We start from the raw sequence: 17,926 nt of genomic DNA, 5'->3' as shown, positions 1-17,926 counted from the left end.
ATCTATCCCTTCTCCTACTTTGTATAACATAGTAGCTTTTGTAAAAAGTAAGTACTATGTATTACATAGTACTTACTAATAATATATTTTATTTCACATTTTTTGTCAACAAAAAGATAGGGTGAATATTTATTTTGCTTGTTCCATCGCTTAGTCCATAGATATTTATTCCCTTCGTACTTAATGTAAGGAGATTATAAAATTATTATCTTTTATTTTATATTTTTTGATATGAAAATGTAATAACACCTTTAATTTATAGCTAATTAAAATTTTATGCTTTCCTAAAAAATAAAAAAATATGGAGAAATCTCTATATGATTTCTCCATATTATTGTTTAATTAATTAGAACTTAAGATCTTTAAATAAATCTCCTAAACTTAATCCTTCTTCATTATCATTATACTTCATGTATTCCTTGTTTCTCTCAACAGCTTCTTTAATGCTTAAGCTTAACTTCTTATTTTCTGTATCAATGCTTAAAACCTTAACTTTTACATTTTGTCCTACAGTTAATACATCACTTGCTTTAGCTATGTTTTCATCAGTTATTTCTGTAATATGAACTAATCCCTCAACTCCAGGTAAAACTTCTACGAAAGCTCCAAAGTTAGTTAATCTAACTACTTTACCTTCCATTACAGCTCCATCTTTTATAGAACTTCCATGAACCTTCCATGGTTCATTATTAACATCCTTTAAAACTAAAGCTAATCTTTCTTTTTCTCTATCTACTTCACCAACAAATACTTCAACTTGGTCTCCAACTTTAACTACATCTTCAACTCTCTTAACTCTTCCCCAAGCTAAATCATTTATATGAACTAAACCTTGAACTCCACCAATATCAACAAATGCTCCAAACTTAGCTATCTTTGTTACAACACCTGTTCTCTTTTCTCCTTCATTAATAGAAGCCCACATATTTTTCTTCTCTACTTGATATTGCTCTTCTTCTATCACTCTTCTAGAAGCAACAACTTTTCTATTTCTTAAATCTAATTCTATTAACTTAACTTCAAGAATCTTTCCTACTACAGCTGAAGATTCAACTCTTTCTCTACCTAATTGAGAACCTGGAATAAATACTCTAACTCCACCATAATAAGCTACAACTCCACCCTTTACAGCTTCCTTAACATTTACATTTATTAATTCACCTGATTTAAATGCCTTCTTTAATTCTTCTCTTTCAGTAACTGCTAAAGCCTTAACTCTTGAAAGTAACACATATCCTTCTCCATCATTAGGTGATAAAACGTATACTTTAAACTCATCGCCCTTCGTTACAACTTCTTCAGGATTTGTTCCTTCATAAGTTAATTCTTCTTTAGATATAACTCCATCAAAGGCATAATTTATATTAACTATTACTTCCTTATCATTTACTTCTATAACCTTACCATCAAGGATTTCTCCTTCTCTTATTCTCTTAACGTCATAATCATTTAAAAACTCACTCATGCTATTCATGTTTGTTTCATTTGTCATATAAATCACTCCCTAAAATACAATTTTAATCCAATTTAAATTCTATATTATTGTTATCGCTAATACAAGTAGCATATAAATTATATTATATATTTACCCAAAATAAGTTTATGGTATAATATAGAAAATAGGTAAAATTTTTAATTATATAACTATAGTAAAATAGCTTACAATATAAAGAGTTATTTCATACCTCTTATTCTCACTTAACTCTTTTATCCTTTTATAGGTTAATTTCGCCTTTGCACTTTCAATATTTTACCATTATAATTTAGTTATAATATTAATTTAGATAATATGATGTACTTGATATTTAAATTAAATACTAATAAAATTAGGAGGTTATATCATGGGTATTTTTAAAAGAATGTCAAACATGATTAAAGGAAAAGTCAACTCAACTTTAGATGAAATGGAAAATCCAATTGAATTACTAGATCAAAAAATTAAGGATATGGAAGAACAATTAAGCAAAGCTAAATTAAACTCTGCTCAAGTTTTAGGTAATGTTCATGAAATTGAAAAGAAAATGAATGCTGCTAAAAATGAATCTGTTGATTATGATTCAAAAGTTAAATTAGCTCTTTCTAAGAATAATGAGGATTTAGCTAAAAGAGCATTAGCAAAGAAGGTAGATGCTGATAAGAAGTATGAATCTTTAGTAACTACCTATAATACATCTAAGGCCCAAGCAGATGCTTTAAAGAAAAACTTAAGAGCTTTAGAAGAAGAACTTGAAAAGACAAGAAGCTATAGGGATGAAGCTGCTGCAAGGTACTCTACAGCCAAAGCTTCTAAGAAGGTTAATGAAGTTTTAGCAAATGTTGAAACTAAAACTAATTCTATTAATATTGATAATATCGAAAGAAAGATTGCTAGAGAAGAGGCTATGGCTAATGGTCTTGGAGAATTAAAGAACATTGATGACTTTGATAGCGAATTCGAACAATTAGGTGATGTTGACATAGATGCTGAATTAGAAAAATATAAATCAGGACTTTAAAAGTTAAGAGAGAGAAATTGCTTAGTCAATTTCTCTCTTTATTTTTATGAATCTTATTAATAAAAAAACTGCCCTTAGGCAGCTTTTTTAGTCTATCTTTTCTATCTTCACAACATCATATCCTTCATCTTCAATGATGTCTTTAATTTCTTCTTCTGTCAAATCTCCTTCAATTACAGCTTTATTTATTTCTACATCCATCCCTCTAACTTTTCCACAATCTTCAAATGCATTTTTCACATGTCCTACACAGTGCATACAAGACATTCCATTCATTTCAATTTTAAACTTTGCCATAATAAATCCCTCCAAAAAATCTTTATATTTTATTAAAATTTAGGTTTAAATCTTTTTAATCTTAAAGCATTTAATAATACGGATACTGAACTAAAACTCATAGCAAATGCAGCTATCATTGGATTAAGAAGTGGGCCTCCGAAGGCATATAAAATTCCCATAGCTACTGGTATTCCTAAAGTATTATAACCAAATGCCCATCCTAAGTTTTCTTTAATATTCTTTATTGTTGCCTTACTTAATTGGATAGCTCCAACAACATCTAGAATATCGCTTCTCATTAAAACAATATCAGCTGATTCTATAGCTACATCTGTACCTGATCCAATTGCTATACCTATATTCGCCATTGCAAGTGCTGGAGCATCATTTATTCCATCACCAACCATAGCCACATTCTTCCCTTCATCTTGAAGTCTCTTAACTTCATTTGCCTTATCTCCTGGCAATACATCTGAAACAACCTTATCTATCCCTACTTCCTTAGCAATAGCTTGTGCTGTCTTTTCATTATCACCAGTTAACATAACTACTTCAATTCCAAGTTTATGAAGTGCTTCAACTGCTTTTTTACTATTTGATTTTAATGTATCTGCCACTGCAATAACTCCAGCTAAATTCCCATCTATAGCCATATACATTGGTGTCTTTCCTTGAGAAGCTAATAGCTTAACATCATTTTCTACTGAAGTTATATTTATATTGTTATTTTTCATTAACTTATTGTTACCAATAAGAATGTTTTTATTATTAATTAAAGTAACTATCCCTTCACCTGGTACAGATTTAAAGGATGCTATTTCAAATAACTCTAATTCTCTTTCTATCCCAGCTACAACTATAGCTTCTCCTAATGGATGCTCAGACCCTTTTTCCGCTGAAGAAGCGTATCTCAATAACTCATCTTCGCTTAATCCTTTAGTTACTATATCCGTAACCTTTGGTTTACCTTCTGTAATTGTACCTGTCTTATCAAATACAACAGTATTAATTTTATGAGCTCCTTCTAATGCAACTCCACTTTTAATTAAAATACCATTTTCTGCACCCTTACCTGTTCCAACCATTATTGCTGTTGGAGTAGCTAATCCTAAAGCACATGGGCAAGCTATAACTAGGACTGCTATAAATATTGTTAGCGAGAATTCTAGTCCCTTACCACTTATTGCCCAGACAATACTTGAAATAACTGCTAGTGTTATTACTGTTGGTACAAAGTATCCAGAAATAATATCTGCCATTTTAGCTATTGGTGCTTTTGATCCTTGTGCCTGTTCTACAAGCTTAATTATTTGAGCTAATGCAGTATCCTTACCAACCTTTGTAGCCTTATATTTAAACATACCAAATTTATTTATACTTGCTCCAAAAACCTTATCTCCAATATTCTTATCTATTGGAATACTTTCTCCTGTAAGCATTGATTCATCTATAGTAGTTGTTCCTTCAATAATTTCACCATCTACAGGAAGCTTTTCTCCTGGCTTTACTAAAATTACATCTCCAACCTTAACTTCATCAATGGAAATAACTTTTTCTACACCATCTACAATTATTGTTGCCTTCTTTGGAGCTAATCCCATAAGCTTTTTAATTGCTTCTGATGTCTTTCCTTTTGTCTTTGCCTCTAGATATTTACCTAAAGTAATTAAAGTTAAAATTGTTGCTCCTGATTCAAAGTATAAGTCCATTGAAAAATGAGTATCTCCACCAGCAATTTTTACTATTGCATATATTCCATAAAGAAATGCTGCTGATGTACCAATTGCAATTAATGAATCCATATTAGGACTTAAATGAACTAGGTTTTTAAATCCACTAATAAAGAATTTTCTACCTACAATCATTACTGGTATAACTAAAATCAATTGAATTAATGCAAAGTTCATTGCATTATCCATAGGATTTATAATATTAGGTAGGGGTGCCCCCATCATATGCCCCATTGATATATAAAGTAATGGAACTGCAAAAACTAATGAAAGTACAAATCTTTTCTTTAAAGAATTAATAGCCTCTTCTTTATCAGTCTCATCAATCTTTGTATCTTCTTTTACTTCATAAGCTCCATAACCTGCTTTTTCTATTTTTCCTATAATGTCCTGAGTGTTAAGTTTTGAATCATCATAATCTACATGAAGGTCTTCAGTTGCTAAGTTAACTTCAGCCTTAGTAACCCCTTCCATCTTGTTTAAAACTCTTTCAACTCTACTTGAACAAGCTGCACAGGTCATACCTGTAACCTTAAAATCTTTTTTCATAAGCTATATTCCTCCTATTAAAACTACTTATCAATAAGCTTATTTACAATCCCCACAACTTCCTCAATCTTTACATCTCTTTCAACCTCATTGCTTGCAGCCTCTTTTAAACAATGATGCATATGCTGAGTAAGAATTAACTTATTTGCTTTTTTTAATAATCCTTGAGCTGCAATTATTTGATTTGAAATATCTATACAATACCTTTCGTCTTCCAACATTTTAATTATTGCTTCCACTTGTCCCCTACAAGTTTTTAGTGTTTGTAACGCTTTTTGTTTATCAGAATTCATCTTTTACCTCCTCTACCCCCTGGGTAGGGGGTGTGATTTGATATTAATACTTCATTTCTATTTTGTCAACACCTTAATCTATTATTCATAAATTAATTAGACATTATCCTTTCATAAAATCTAATTTAATATGAAAATGTAATAATACCTTTAATTTATAGCTAATTGAAATTTTATGCTTTCCTAGACAGGAAAAAAGAGAAATCGCATTGCGATTCCTCTTCTAAACTCTTAACTATTTTTTCATTTCATTATAGCAATAATTAATTATATCACTTCTCTTTATAATCCCAATAAATATTCCATTGTCATCCACAACTGGAACAAAATTTTGATTTATTGCTAAATTAATTAAATTTTCTATATCTGAATTGATTGATACACTCTTATGAGATACTCTTCTATCTATCTCTTTTACCTTAACACATTCTGTGTTTTTAAAATTTAAATCAGGTGTATTCTTTAGTTTCCATAAAAGGTCACCTTCTGTAAGAGTTCCAACATACTTTCCACTCTTATCTATTAATGGAATAGCTGTATAACCGTGATGCTCCATCTTCTCCATTACCTGTCTCATGGTCGCTTCACAACTTTCACACACTACTTCATTCTTTGGTGTAAGAAAAAACGCTATATTCATAACTCTCCCCTTCATATTAAGTAAAACTTTTTCATTACAACTTTATTGTAACATAATCCTAATAGCTTGTCAGATTTTCTAACCACTTTCTTATTGGAATAAAGTGAATTATTTTCAAAAATCTATACCAGCCAGCCTCATTAGATATACAGCATTTTGTGTATTACTCTTACCTTTTCTAAGCTTATAATCAAACTGAATTTTATTATCTTTATAATATTCTCTAAAATTGTAGTTTTCTACTTCCTTCATCTCTTCTTCTAAATCACATAGTTCCAAGTCATGTGTTGAAACAAGACCTCTAGCTCCATTTGATATTAACTGTTTTATTAAAACAGTAGCACCTATGTGTCTATCCTTAGAATTAGTTCCCTTAAATATTTCATCAAGTAAAACAAATACCTCTTCTCCTCTTTTACAAGCATCTATAATAAGCTTTATTCTTAAAATCTCTGCATAGAAAGAAGATATACTTTCCTCTAAGTTATCCTTTGTTCTCATGCATGTGTAAATATTCATAATAGGACAACTAAATTCATTTGCACAAGCTGGTGCGCCAATATAAGTTAGTAAAAGATTTATTCCTACAGTTCTTAAGAATGTACTTTTACCAGACATATTTGACCCAGTAATCAAGGTTATTTGCTTTGGCGTTACTAATTCATAAGTATTGGCAACTGCTCTATCACCTATCAAAGGATGAGCCATATTAACGCCCTTTATTTCTTTTTCAGTAATATTTCCAAAACACCAATCCTCATGATCAAAACTTATGTTAGATATACTTGATAGAGCATCAAATTCTCCCATAACCTCAAGCCACTTTTCTATAGAGTCCCCATTCTTTTCTTTCCATTTATCTAAGTTAAATAATATAAATACATCTGCAAATACAAAGACATTTAAAATAAAATAATATGCATTTGCCATTGAGTCTCCAACCCAATCTAAGAGATCTGCTAATCTATTCATTTCCTTACTGCAAGAAGATTCTCCTCCTATAGTGAGTTTAGCTTTAGTTTCATTTAAATACTCACTTGTAAACTCTTCTTTTTCTATTAAATTTAATATATTAGAATAAGCTCTTACACTATTTTTAATAGAATGAAATAATTCTATTACATGGTTCATATCCTTTGTTAGCATTTTAATAACAACGTAATTAATCATTAAATCTAAAATAACTATACTAAAAGGTAATATTTTAAATGTACATGCTATTATTAAAGCTAATGTAACTGCTATAAATATCCCTGCAATTATTAGTTTTATAGAGCTTGTTTCAGAAGGTGTCTTTCCCCACTTTATTAACTCTTCAAGCTCTTCACCCTTCTTTTTCTTAAAAGTACCATCTATATAAAGTTTTTGTCTCCATTCAACCTTTTCTCCTAGTTCTTTTATTGCTTTCTGCTTTTTATTTACAACCTCTTTAGAAGGTAAGTTCTTAAGAAGTAATATTTCCTTTAACTTTTTACGCCCACTCTTAGTTCTTGTGGTATTTACCATCTGGAATAACGAATTATTGCCAAAAACATCCAAATCCTCACAGAAGGAATGCCCCTCTTCAATTAATTCTTCTCCCTTATCCTCATCTTCTTTATATTTTCCATTTAATCTATTTAAACCTTTTTCATTTATCTCTAATAAAATGTTTAATTTATTTCTTTCATTAATTTTTTTACCATGTATTATAGCTACTAGAATAAATAGCGCTAAAATTAATAACTCTACTAAAATAAGATTTAAAAAATTAGTTGATTTATATAACTTATATCCTGCAGCAATCCCAACTAATACAATAGCTAATCTCCCCCAGCCAATATAAGATATAGACTTATCTAAAATATTTATCTTATCTTTTGCACTATTTATTTTTTCTTTATAAAAGTTTTCTGCTCTGCTCATCTAATCCCTCACTTCATTCTTTTATCTAATAACATTAAATATTCCTATAAACAGTTAAGCCTAATCCTTAAGTAGACTTAAAACTTACTCTAATGTTAAAACTTCAATTTATTTAAAGATACCATAACATCATTCTTTTTCCAATATTTACAACAACCTTTTTCTATAATAATTTAAAAGAGAAATTGCAACGCAATTTCTCTTATATATATATTTATTATTAACTATTTAAGTGAATTATATATTGTTTCAAGGTTATATCTCATTGCTTCAATATAACTTTTTCCTTCAACCTTAGTTTCTAAGCTATATATCGGCTCAACCTTTCCACCAATTTCATTGGCTATAGTTTCTGCTTCCTTTTGAGTTTCGCTTCCTTCTGAAAATATAACTGTTATCCCTTTTTCTTTGCAATAATTAATTGCTCCAGCATTCTTCTTGGCTGTTACCTCTCCTTCACCAAATATATCGTGAAGTGAATTTTCTGTTAATCCAAAGTCTCTACAAAGGTATCCAAAAGCTGCATGACTAGTCATAAAATATTTTTGAGTCTTTGAAGCAAACTTATCCTTATATTCATTATATAATGAATCAAGTTCATCCTTAAATTTATTATAGTTTTCTTCATAGAAATCTTTATTTTCCGGGTCTACTTCTATTAATGCATTTTTTATGTTGTTACTTTGAACTGTTGCTTCTCTTAAACTTAACCATAAATGCGGGTCTTGTTTTCCATCTATAACTCTAACATCAGCACCAGTACTACTATCTACCATTTTAACTTTATCTTTATCAATTTGTCCTTCAACATTCTCTAACCAATGTTCCATGCCTAATCCATTGTATACAAATACTTGGCTTTTCATTAGCTTTTCTAGATCTTTTGGTCCAAAATCAATATCATGAGGTTCTGCATTTTCAGGAACAAGAGTACTAACTTCTATCTTGTCTCCACCTATTCTTTCAGCAAATTCCTTTAAAGGACTAATAGAAACCATAACATTAACTTTTTCACTTTGTTCATTATCATTACCACTTTTAGTTGAGCATCCAATTAACATAACTGGAAGTATCATTAGCACTGATAGTTTTACTAATAACTTTTTCATTTCGCACTCCTTATTGCATATGATTTGCATTTGCATTTCTTATTGTATACTCTCATCTATTTTTTGTCAATAAGATAACCACATATATCTATTATTGACAATATAACTAAAAAAAGGTTGTATGGATATTTATTTTGCTTGTTCCGTCGCTACGCTCCAAGTCACATCAAAACAAATATCCACCCCACTCCTACTAAAGGTAAGGAAATTATAAAAAAATCAGGTTAACAGTATTACTGATAACCTAACACTTTCCGTTCTATTCTTATATATGATTAAATGCTAATTATGTGCATATTCTTATAAATTTATTAAATTATATTTACAACACATCTCATCTAATATTTCTTTCTCTTTTTGCTGGCAAGTAAATATTATTCCCTGTCCTTTTATTTTATTATAAATTAGCTCAATAGCCCTCTTTCTTCTAGTATCATCATATTGAATAAAGGCATCATCTAAAATTATAGGACATTCTTCATGACTAAATAACATATCTATAAAAGCTAATCTTAAGGATAAATAAAGCTGGTCATATGCTCCATTACTTAAATAATCCCCTTTAAAAAGATTATCTTTATCTCTAACAAGCATCTCATAATTGTCACCAAGCTTAACATCCTCATATTTATTAAGAGATAATTCTTTAAAATTATTTAGTATCCTTCTATTAATTTCAGGACCTACTTCTCTTCTAATTTCATTAAAGGATTCTTTTAAAGTTTCCATAGCTATATCTAAAGCCTTAACTTTTTTATCACCCTTTCTAATTTCCCCCTCTACAGCTTGTATTTCTTCTTCTATCTTCACTAAATCTCTTTTCCCTATAAGTCTCGTAGCTATATTATTTTCAAGATCCTTTATTCTCTTTTCACAATCTATTAGTTCCCTAGATCTTTTCTTTTCTTCCCTTTCAATCTCATCTTCTGACTCAAAGGAATACTCATTTTCATCATTAACTATGTCCTTTAGTTCTTCTTTAATCTCATCAATATTTCTATCCTTTAGTAATACCTTATAAGTTTCCTCAATAGACAGTATATTACTATGAATTTCAGCTCTCTTTTTAAGCTTTTCCTTATATTCCTTTATATATAGCTCTATATCTAATAAATTTCCTAGGTCTAAATCCATAGCCTTTAGCTTTTCTCTAAGCTTTTCTTCTTGGACTTCTATATTAGAACTTAGCTCATTTAAAAGTTCAGTTTTTATGTTAAGGTCCTCTTCTAGCTTTTCTTTTGTAATGGACAAACCTTCAAAAATATTTACCTTTTCTAGCACCTCATCTAAATCTTTAGAGGAGGATAGTCTTTCTATTGATGAAATCATCTCACAATTCTTATTATACCTACTCTTATCTTTAAGAAGTCCCTCTTCATTTATCATTTTTTTCTTTTCTTCAATTCTAAGTAACAATCTTTCTTCATATTCCTTGTAAGAATTAAATCTTCTTATAGCAGTTATTAAATCTCCATAGTCTTTTGCATCCACTTTTTCCATGTATCCATCTAAGCTTAACTCTATTGAATCTATTTCCTTTCTTAAAGCTTCTACCCTTTTAGATGCATTCTTCTTTCCTTTAAGGGCATTACCTTCAATAAAACCTTTAACCCCTAAAAAAATTCCTAAGGAAATTAATAATATGCCTAAAATCATTAATGGTATTCCAAAGAAGGATAATGCTATACCTATCCCCCCTAGAATTCCACCTAAATACATATTGCTCATACTTTTCTTAAGTTTTATATCTAAATTTTTAGGAATATTATTTTGTTGAAGAATATCTTTTATTTCTTTTAGCTTATCTTCATAAGATGATAGCACTTCCTCTATTTCCTCTATATATTCTCTCATTTCATGGAAGTTTTTCATTACAGCCCTTCTCTTTAAAAGCTCCCCTTCATCTTCAGCCAAAGATTCTTCCAAAGCTTTCATTGAGTTTATTTTAGCTTCTAAGTTTTGTTGTTCATATTTAAGATTTATAAGTTTTTCCTTGATATTATCATCAAACATTTCTAAAAACTTATATTTATCTAACTCCTCTTTATTACAGTTAAATTCCCCTTTTATTTCTTCTACTACTTCCTTAAGTTCTTCTCTCTTATCTATTAGTCCTAAATAAACCCTATTATCATCCTTAAGAGCATCAATAAAATCCTCATCTATTAGGTTTCCCAAGGCTCTTTCTTCTCTTTTAAGTTCTTCCGACTTCTTTAGGTACTCACTTATATCCTTGTACTCCTTATGAAGTTTCACCTTTTTTAAATATTTTTTATATAACTCAAGCTTAGTTATCTCATCATTTAATGTTTTTCTTTTCTCCTTCTCTAGTAAAAGTTCATTTTCCCAATTTAAATTTTGCTCTGCTATGTTGTACCCCTCATACCTTTCTTCTAATAATGAGGAATACTTCTTTTTTAACCCATCTAAAGCACCTACTCCTCTAGATGTAGTTAATTCTTTCTTTATTCCCTCTATCTTAGACAGTGCCTTAGCAGCTGGGACCTCCTCCTCTGTACAACCAAATAAAGATGTTATTCTCTCCATTATTTCTTCTTCTTTATCTTTTCCAAATGACACCCCAAGCTGACTAATAAATAGTGTTTTTTCAAAGGTTGACCTATTTACTCCTAAAAAACTTTTTCCTGGCTCTTCTATATTAATATTTCTTGCAACTTCTCCTGTTAAAGCATCTAAAACTTCACAAGTATCTTCTTTTTTAGTTAATGCAAACATCCTTTTTATAATATATTCTCTTCCATCTTGCTCAAGTGTGAGCTCTCCTCTTATTACACCACCCTTGAAAGGTAAATATCTCTTTCTATCCCCATCTCCCTTACCTCTTTTTTGAGGAAAACCATATAACATTACCTTTATAAATTCCTCTATAGTACTTTTACCTGCTTCATTTTCACCATAAACTAAGTTTAATCCCTTATTTAAAGATATAAGCTTATTTTCTACTCCACCAAAGGAATCTATTTTTAACTCTTTAATAATCATTCATATTCACCTGCCCTTCAGATAGGCTTAATAATCCTACTTTAAGTGCCATCATTAGTACTTCTTTATCTTCTTCCGTCTCTGCTAAATCTATTAAATTCATTATTTTCTTTACATATAAAGATTTAACAGAATATCCTTTCGTAATCTCTTCAATATTATACTTAACTCTGGTTTTATCAACTATCTTACAATAATAAAAATCTAGCCCTAATCTTTCCCTAAGCAACTCCTCGTCTATTGAAAAATCTGGAGATATTTCTCCTTCAAGAACTATTTTATATAAATTATGTTTTCTATCACTTTCATTAATAGAATCTATAATACTTTTCTTAACTTCTTCATATCCAAAAGAATCTGAAATATCTATATGTTCCTCAATATAATTTCTTTTAGATGTTTTTACAAACTCTAAATCTACAGTTCCTTTAGATATATATCCATATATAATTCCCTTATCTCCTAATTCATCAAAACCTCTACCTTGTGGACATCCACTATAGGCATAAAAGGTTTGCCCTTCCTTGTTTATACCACTAAAATTATGTCTATGGCCTAATGCAATATAATCCATCCCACTATTTCTTATATCATCAAAGGTAATTGGATTGTATTCATTCCCTTTGTTGGAACTCGAAATTTCTCCATGTAAAACCATAAGATTTATTTTATCTGAAGGCTCTGAAAAATCTTTAAGTACAGATTCTCTAATATACTTTTCTCTAAATCCATAACCCCATACATTTATATCTAAATCCTCTAAATATACCTTTTCTAAATCCCCTTTAAAAATATGAACATTGTTGGGCCAATTTATTAATTTATAAAAAGACTTGCTTCCGTATGGATCATGATTTCCTGGACTTATAAAAACTTTAACTTCAAGTATTTCTTTTAATGATTGCTCAATAAAATACAAAGTTTCTCTATTTAACGTAAAATTATCAAATATATCCCCTGCTAATAGCAAGATATCCACAGCTTTTTCCTTGCAAAAGTGGATAATATTCCTAAAGACCTCTTTTAACTCTTCTTTATTTATTCTACTTTGACTTTCTCCCACATCTTTAAAAGGAGTATCAAAATGTAAATCACCTGTATGAACTATTTGTATCCTTTTCATATAATCACCTTTAAATCAATCGAACTTTTGTTCTCATTTTACCACATTTTATGTTTATAAGGAATATTATGTATCACCTATTTGTACGGAATTATTTTCCACTCTAAAATATAAGTATGACTTTTAGTTGTAAGGTAGAAAGAAAAGCTAATAAAAATAACGAAAGGAGAGCTTGGCTATTAACTGCTGATATACAAGTAGGCATAATGATATGTAAAATTTCTCAAGATATCACTAATATAAAAAACTTATTAAATTCAATTTATAAAACTATAAAATAAAAGGAGAATGACTGTTGTCATTCTCCCGGTAGATGAATACGTGTTAAGCAAATTTTTCTGGCGGTGTAATTTCCATTGGTAATTCTGTCCTTCTAAAACTAGTCAGTAGGTGCTTTTATAATCTACTTTCGTATTCTTCTACCATTCTTTTTACCATTTCGCCACCTACGGAACCACATTGTCTTGAAGTCAAGTCTCCATTATAATCTGAAAATGGAACTCCTAACTCTTGTGCAACCTCGTTTTTGAATCTGTTTAATCCTAATTTAGATTCTGGAACTAATGCTTTGTTTGACATATTGATCCCTCCTCAGCTTAAGGTATTTTTATTAAGATTTATTGAGTTACTACTCAATTCATCTTACACTATTATATTGTCCATATAACACTTAACTATACGAATTAATAAACGGTAAAGTACCCATTTTTAGTTTATTTCACCCTTATTTTCTGTCCTGCATATATTCTGTTAGCATTAGAAATGCCATTCAATTCAGCAAGTTTTTGGTAAGTTGTTCCATAAATAGTTGCTATTCCAGATAAAGTATCTCCATATTTAACAGTGTAGTATACAGGAGCTGATGACCCACCTGAAACTAACACTAAATCACTTATATAAACCCAACTTGTTATCTCTTTTATTAAAGCCTTATTTCCAGATATCTGTTGCACAGTATACACATTATTTTTAACCCAAGATGGTATAGCTTGACCTGTAGCATAATTAGACCCTATGATTTTTACTTGTGACCCTACTGAAATTGTACCTGAAGAAGTATTCCCACCAGAGGAATTTGATCCTTTTATTATTTTAAGAACTTGTCCAACATAAATTTTATTAGGGTTACTAATACCATTTAGTGCCGCTAGTTCCTGATAGGTTGTTCCATACATAGTAGCTATTCCAGATAAAGTATCTCCAGCCTTTACTGTATAAGTTTCATAATTATTTCCTGGCTCCTGCGGAACTGATGAAGAATTTAAAAGTATTCCATTTTTAAATTCATTCATATCACAATTTCCTGATATACCTGGAACACTGCCAGTAGAACTATATTGGAATCCTACCCAACTATTCCATATTGGATTGCTCCCCGGGCTTGAAACTCCATAGTGAGCTATCCAAAGCGGATAAACTCCCAATCTTGAATCAATATTAGTCCTAGCAAAATAAGTGTAGGTATATACAACTATATCTAAACCTGTTAAACTCTTAATTTCCTTTATAAATGTTAAGGCTTTATCTGTTAATACACTCTTACTAAAATTATCAGCAACTTCAAGATCCAATGCTAATTTACAATCAGATATCTTGCCGCTAATTGTATTAGCAAAATGTCTTGCTTGTGCCTTTGAATCTAAAGATGGCCTAAAGTAATGGTAAAATCCAATCTTCAAACCTTGAGCTTTTGCTCTAGAATAATTTTGATTTAATTTTTTATCAACAAAAGTTATACCTTCAGAGGCTTTCATATATACCATTTGAATTCCACTTTGCTTAACTTTAGCAAAGTCAATATCCCCCTGCAAGTTACTTACGTCTATACCTCTGAAATTATTTGAATTTCTACTTTCCATAAAAATACGCCCCCTCTTTATTAAAATATGTAGAATATGATAAATGTTCCACTGCTTCTTATATAACTATGTTAATTAATTTGTTTAGGGAGTTTTTTATGAGAATTGCCTCTAGATCTACAATTAACGACTGTCTTTAAATTTTTTTGGAAATAATTTTTAATTTTAAATAAAATTTTACAGAAAGAATGTGCCTACATATTTAATTTCCTAGACGTAAAAAAAAGACTTAATGAAAATTCATTAAGTCTTTTTTGGCAGGGGCAGTAGGATTTGAACCCACAACCAATGGTTTTGGAGACCACTACTCTACCGTTGAGCCATACCCCTATAACGAAGTTAATTTTATCATGATAATTAACTACTGTCAACAAATTATAAAAATAAATATTTTATAAAAACATTGTATATGTCAATAATTTAAACTATAATAATTATAATTATTTGACTTTCAAAATATTTGATTGTAGATTTATCAGGAGGTTGTTATATATGAAATTTAATCCATTAAAAATAGGAAATTTATCAGTCCCTCTTCCTATAATTCAGGGTGGAATGGGAATTGGAGTATCACTTTCTAATCTTGCTTCTGCCGTAACAAACGCAGGAGGAATAGGTGTTATTTCAGCTGCTCAAATTGGATTTAGAGATAAAAACTTTGAAAATAACGCTTTAGAGTGTAACTTAAAAGCTTTAAAAGAAGAGATAAAATTAGCAAAAGAAAAATGTAAAAACGGTATCCTAGGGGTAAATATTATGGTTGCTACAAAGGAATATGCTGAACATGTTAAGGCTGCAATTGAAGCTGGTATTGATATTATTATATCTGGTGCTGGTCTTCCAACTATGCTCCCAAAACTAACAAAGGGAAGTAGTGTAAAAATTGCTCCTATAGTTGGAACTCCTAAGTCTGCTAAAGTTCTTTTAAAGTTATGGGATAAGCACGACAACGTCACTGCCGATATGGTAATTGTAGAAGGTCCTAAAGCAGGTGGACACTTAGGATACGCTAAAGATAAACTTGAGCTTGAAGATGCAAATTTTGATAATAATGTAGTGCAAATAGTTGAAGAAGTAAAAAAGTATAGAGAAAAGTATAATAAAGATATCCCTGTAATTGTAGCTGGAGGTATATTTGACGGTAATGATATAGCTAAATACTTAAGACTTGGTGCCAATGGTGTGCAAATGGCTACAAGATTTGTTGCTACAGATGAATGTGATGCTTCTGAAGCATTTAAAAAAGCTTATGTTAATGCAAAAAAAGAAGACATATCTATAGTTAATAGTCCCGTTGGAATGCCTGGACGTGCTATATTAAACCCATTTGTTGAACATACAAGAAAAGAAAGAATTAAAATAACAAAATGTTATCAGTGTCTTGCTCCTTGTAATCCAGCCATAACTCCATACTGTATAAGTAAAGCTCTTATACAAGCAGTGCGTGGTAATTTAAATGATGGTTTAATCTTCTGTGGAGAAAATGCATATAAAATAGATAAAATTTCTACTGTAAAAGATATTATGAATGAATTAAAACAAGATTTATTAAATGCATAGAAAAAGAGGTTGCTTTGGTCAACCTCTTCTTTAACATTAATCTGCTAGATAAACTAAACCTATCTGTTTTCTTACTTCATCCATTATTTCTATTGTATGAATAGAATTTTCATGTGAATTAATTTCCGACTCTCTCTTTCCTTCTTTAATAATCTTTATAAACTCTTCCACCTCATAAAACATACTTTCTTTTTCAAATTGCTCATTTGAAATTACTTCTTCCCTGCCATCTCTATACCTTATAATAATTTTATTAAAACTATTAATTTGTTCAATTATTATACTTCCCTCTTCTCCTTGAATTTCTGAAGGAATATATGAGTTTGATATCTTAGAATACTGAACAGCTCCCATCATCTCATCATAATTGAAAACTATAGAACCTTCCCCATCCACACCTGTTTTAAGCATATAAGCATCAGCTTTTATAGAAGTAGGCTTTCCAAATAACGCCACCATTGGATAAATTGTATATACACCTATATCCATTAATGCTCCATTAGATAATTCTCTTTTAAATGCATTTTCTATAATTCCAGCTTTATATTTATCATATCTAGAAGAGTACTGACAGTAGCTACCAAAGTACTTTCTAACCTTACCAATCTTGTATAAATTATCTTTAAGTATCTTGAAGTTTGGCATTTGTACAGTTTTCATTGCTTCCATAAGAAGGACATCATTTTCTCTGGATGCCTTAATCATGTCTAAAACTTCTTTCGCATTAGATCCAAAGGCTTTTTCAACTAAAACATGTTTCTTATTATTCATGCACAAAATTGCCTGTGATGCATGAATAGCATTAGGAGATGCTATATATATTGCATCTATCTCTTCACACTTTGCCATCTCTTCTAAGCTATCAAAAAATAATTTAGCTCCATACGGTTCACCAAATTTTTTCGCCTTACTTAAACTTCTTGAATAAACTCCAACCAACTCAAAATCCCTACACTCTTTAGCTCCATCTAAAAACCAGTGGGATATATTACTTGTCCCTATAATTCCAAATTTAATTTTCCTCATATTAATTATCATCCCCTATGCTTTATTCTTATTGTTTCTTCCATATATCTTTTGCATACTTAAGTTCATCTATATCAACTAGGATATTAATAAATTCTATCTTATTAAAGACAAACCTTTCCAAAAATATATAAAAATTTCTTATTTCAATCTTGAACCTCTTAGTTATTGTCCTATAATTTTCTTTTCTAATTTCACTTATTTATATATTCTTATATTTATATATTTATATATTTATATATTTTTATATTTATAGTGGACCTAGGTCAATATTTTGGACACATTTTTATGAAAATTTTTTAAATTGATCTTCTTTCATTTGAGGGGTGATATAACCTATTGAACCATGAATTCT

General features: G+C 29.9%; 14 protein-coding genes and 1 tRNA gene. 2 read left to right on the top strand and 13 right to left on the bottom strand.

The genetic code is table 11. The features are described from left to right. Nucleotides 1-346 precede the first annotated feature (346 nt). The gene (rpsA, locus tag KIB46_RS06215; protein WP_156561270.1) at nt 347-1,492 is read right to left on the bottom strand and encodes a 30S ribosomal protein S1; all 1,146 of its coding nucleotides are present in this window, start codon (nt 1,490-1,492) and stop codon (nt 347-349) included. 349 nt (nt 1,493-1,841) lie between these two features. On the opposite strand from rpsA, the gene KIB46_RS06210 reads away from it, so the two are divergent. After that, nucleotides 1,842-2,495, top strand: a complete 654-nt coding sequence (locus KIB46_RS06210) for a PspA/IM30 family protein (protein WP_156561271.1) — start codon at nt 1,842-1,844, stop codon at nt 2,493-2,495. Nucleotides 2,496-2,582: 87 nt separating this feature from the next. Here KIB46_RS06210 and KIB46_RS06205 read toward each other — a convergent pair whose 3' ends face one another. The 11 genes from KIB46_RS06205 to KIB46_RS06155 form a co-directional block, all read right to left on the bottom strand. After that, a complete protein-coding gene (locus KIB46_RS06205) occupies nt 2,583-2,792 on the bottom strand; it encodes a cation transporter (protein ID WP_027096940.1) in 210 nt (69 codons plus the stop codon). A gap of 32 nt (nt 2,793-2,824) precedes the next feature. Next, a complete protein-coding gene (locus KIB46_RS06200; protein ID WP_291671195.1) occupies nt 2,825-5,053 on the bottom strand; it encodes a heavy metal translocating P-type ATPase in 2,229 nt (742 codons plus the stop codon). 23 nt (nt 5,054-5,076) lie between these two features. Then, nucleotides 5,077-5,346, bottom strand: a complete 270-nt coding sequence (locus KIB46_RS06195; protein WP_049178966.1) for a metal-sensing transcriptional repressor — start codon at nt 5,344-5,346, stop codon at nt 5,077-5,079. Nucleotides 5,347-5,581: 235 nt separating this feature from the next. Further along, a complete protein-coding gene (locus KIB46_RS06190; protein ID WP_027096942.1) occupies nt 5,582-5,986 on the bottom strand; it encodes a CBS domain-containing protein in 405 nt (134 codons plus the stop codon). Nucleotides 5,987-6,100: 114 nt separating this feature from the next. Further along, entirely contained in the window at nt 6,101-7,891 is a 1,791-nt protein-coding gene (locus KIB46_RS06185; RefSeq protein WP_156561273.1) for a MutS family DNA mismatch repair protein, read from the bottom strand. 224 nt (nt 7,892-8,115) lie between these two features. Then, the gene (locus KIB46_RS06180; RefSeq protein ID WP_156561274.1) at nt 8,116-9,000 is read right to left on the bottom strand and encodes a zinc ABC transporter substrate-binding protein; all 885 of its coding nucleotides are present in this window, start codon (nt 8,998-9,000) and stop codon (nt 8,116-8,118) included. Nucleotides 9,001-9,300: 300 nt separating this feature from the next. Then, on the bottom strand, nt 9,301-12,003 hold the full coding sequence (locus KIB46_RS06175) for an AAA family ATPase (RefSeq protein ID WP_291671194.1): 2,703 nt from the start codon (nt 12,001-12,003) through the stop codon (nt 9,301-9,303). Continuing rightward, a complete protein-coding gene (locus tag KIB46_RS06170; protein WP_291671193.1) occupies nt 11,993-13,126 on the bottom strand; it encodes a metallophosphoesterase in 1,134 nt (377 codons plus the stop codon). Before KIB46_RS06170 ends, KIB46_RS06175 begins: the two co-directional genes overlap by 11 nt. Before the next feature lie 396 nt (nt 13,127-13,522). Continuing rightward, nucleotides 13,523-13,705, bottom strand: a complete 183-nt coding sequence (locus KIB46_RS06165; RefSeq protein ID WP_027096947.1) for an alpha/beta-type small acid-soluble spore protein — start codon at nt 13,703-13,705, stop codon at nt 13,523-13,525. A gap of 134 nt (nt 13,706-13,839) precedes the next feature. Next, nucleotides 13,840-14,985 (bottom strand): GH25 family lysozyme, encoded by a 1,146-nt coding sequence (locus tag KIB46_RS06160; protein ID WP_291671192.1) that lies wholly within the window; start codon nt 14,983-14,985, stop codon nt 13,840-13,842. Nucleotides 14,986-15,240: 255 nt separating this feature from the next. Further along, a tRNA-Trp gene (locus KIB46_RS06155) sits at nt 15,241-15,315 on the bottom strand. Nucleotides 15,316-15,477: 162 nt separating this feature from the next. On the opposite strand from KIB46_RS06155, the gene KIB46_RS06150 reads away from it, so the two are divergent. Further along, nucleotides 15,478-16,545, top strand: coding sequence for a nitronate monooxygenase (locus tag KIB46_RS06150; protein WP_291671191.1), 1,068 nt, complete (start codon nt 15,478-15,480; stop codon nt 16,543-16,545). A 36-nt stretch (nt 16,546-16,581) separates the two neighbouring features. Here KIB46_RS06150 and KIB46_RS06145 read toward each other — a convergent pair whose 3' ends face one another. Beyond that, complete coding sequence (locus KIB46_RS06145) at nt 16,582-17,571, bottom strand: Gfo/Idh/MocA family oxidoreductase (RefSeq protein WP_291671190.1); 990 nt, start codon at nt 17,569-17,571, stop codon at nt 16,582-16,584. Between the last annotated feature and the right edge of the window lie 355 nt (nt 17,572-17,926).

Source organism: Clostridium sp. (assembly GCF_018372875.1).
Lineage (GTDB): Bacteria > Bacillota > Clostridia > Clostridiales > Clostridiaceae > Clostridium.
This window is presented reverse-complemented; position numbering and strand designations above follow the sequence as displayed.

Bases quoted from the DNA above. Each gene is read 5' to 3' on its own strand.
- KIB46_RS06210 (WP_156561271.1), top strand. From the start codon at position 1,842: ATGGGTATTTTTAAAAGAATGTCAAACATGATTAAAGGAAAAGTCAAC.
- KIB46_RS06170 (WP_291671193.1), bottom strand. From the start codon at position 13,126: ATGAAAAGGATACAAATAGTTCATACAGGTGATTTACATTTTGATACT.
- KIB46_RS06150 (WP_291671191.1), top strand. From the start codon at position 15,478: ATGAAATTTAATCCATTAAAAATAGGAAATTTATCAGTCCCTCTTCCT.
- KIB46_RS06160 (WP_291671192.1), bottom strand. From the start codon at position 14,985: ATGGAAAGTAGAAATTCAAATAATTTCAGAGGTATAGACGTAAGTAAC.
- KIB46_RS06185 (WP_156561273.1), bottom strand. From the start codon at position 7,891: ATGAGCAGAGCAGAAAACTTTTATAAAGAAAAAATAAATAGTGCAAAA.
- rpsA (WP_156561270.1), bottom strand. From the start codon at position 1,492: ATGACAAATGAAACAAACATGAATAGCATGAGTGAGTTTTTAAATGAT.
- KIB46_RS06190 (WP_027096942.1), bottom strand. From the start codon at position 5,986: ATGAATATAGCGTTTTTTCTTACACCAAAGAATGAAGTAGTGTGTGAA.
- KIB46_RS06205 (WP_027096940.1), bottom strand. From the start codon at position 2,792: ATGGCAAAGTTTAAAATTGAAATGAATGGAATGTCTTGTATGCACTGT.
- KIB46_RS06180 (WP_156561274.1), bottom strand. From the start codon at position 9,000: ATGAAAAAGTTATTAGTAAAACTATCAGTGCTAATGATACTTCCAGTT.
- KIB46_RS06145 (WP_291671190.1), bottom strand. From the start codon at position 17,571: ATGAGGAAAATTAAATTTGGAATTATAGGGACAAGTAATATATCCCAC.
- KIB46_RS06175 (WP_291671194.1), bottom strand. From the start codon at position 12,003: ATGATTATTAAAGAGTTAAAAATAGATTCCTTTGGTGGAGTAGAAAAT.
- KIB46_RS06200 (WP_291671195.1), bottom strand. From the start codon at position 5,053: ATGAAAAAAGATTTTAAGGTTACAGGTATGACCTGTGCAGCTTGTTCA.
- KIB46_RS06195 (WP_049178966.1), bottom strand. From the start codon at position 5,346: ATGAATTCTGATAAACAAAAAGCGTTACAAACACTAAAAACTTGTAGG.
- KIB46_RS06165 (WP_027096947.1), bottom strand. From the start codon at position 13,705: ATGTCAAACAAAGCATTAGTTCCAGAATCTAAATTAGGATTAAACAGA.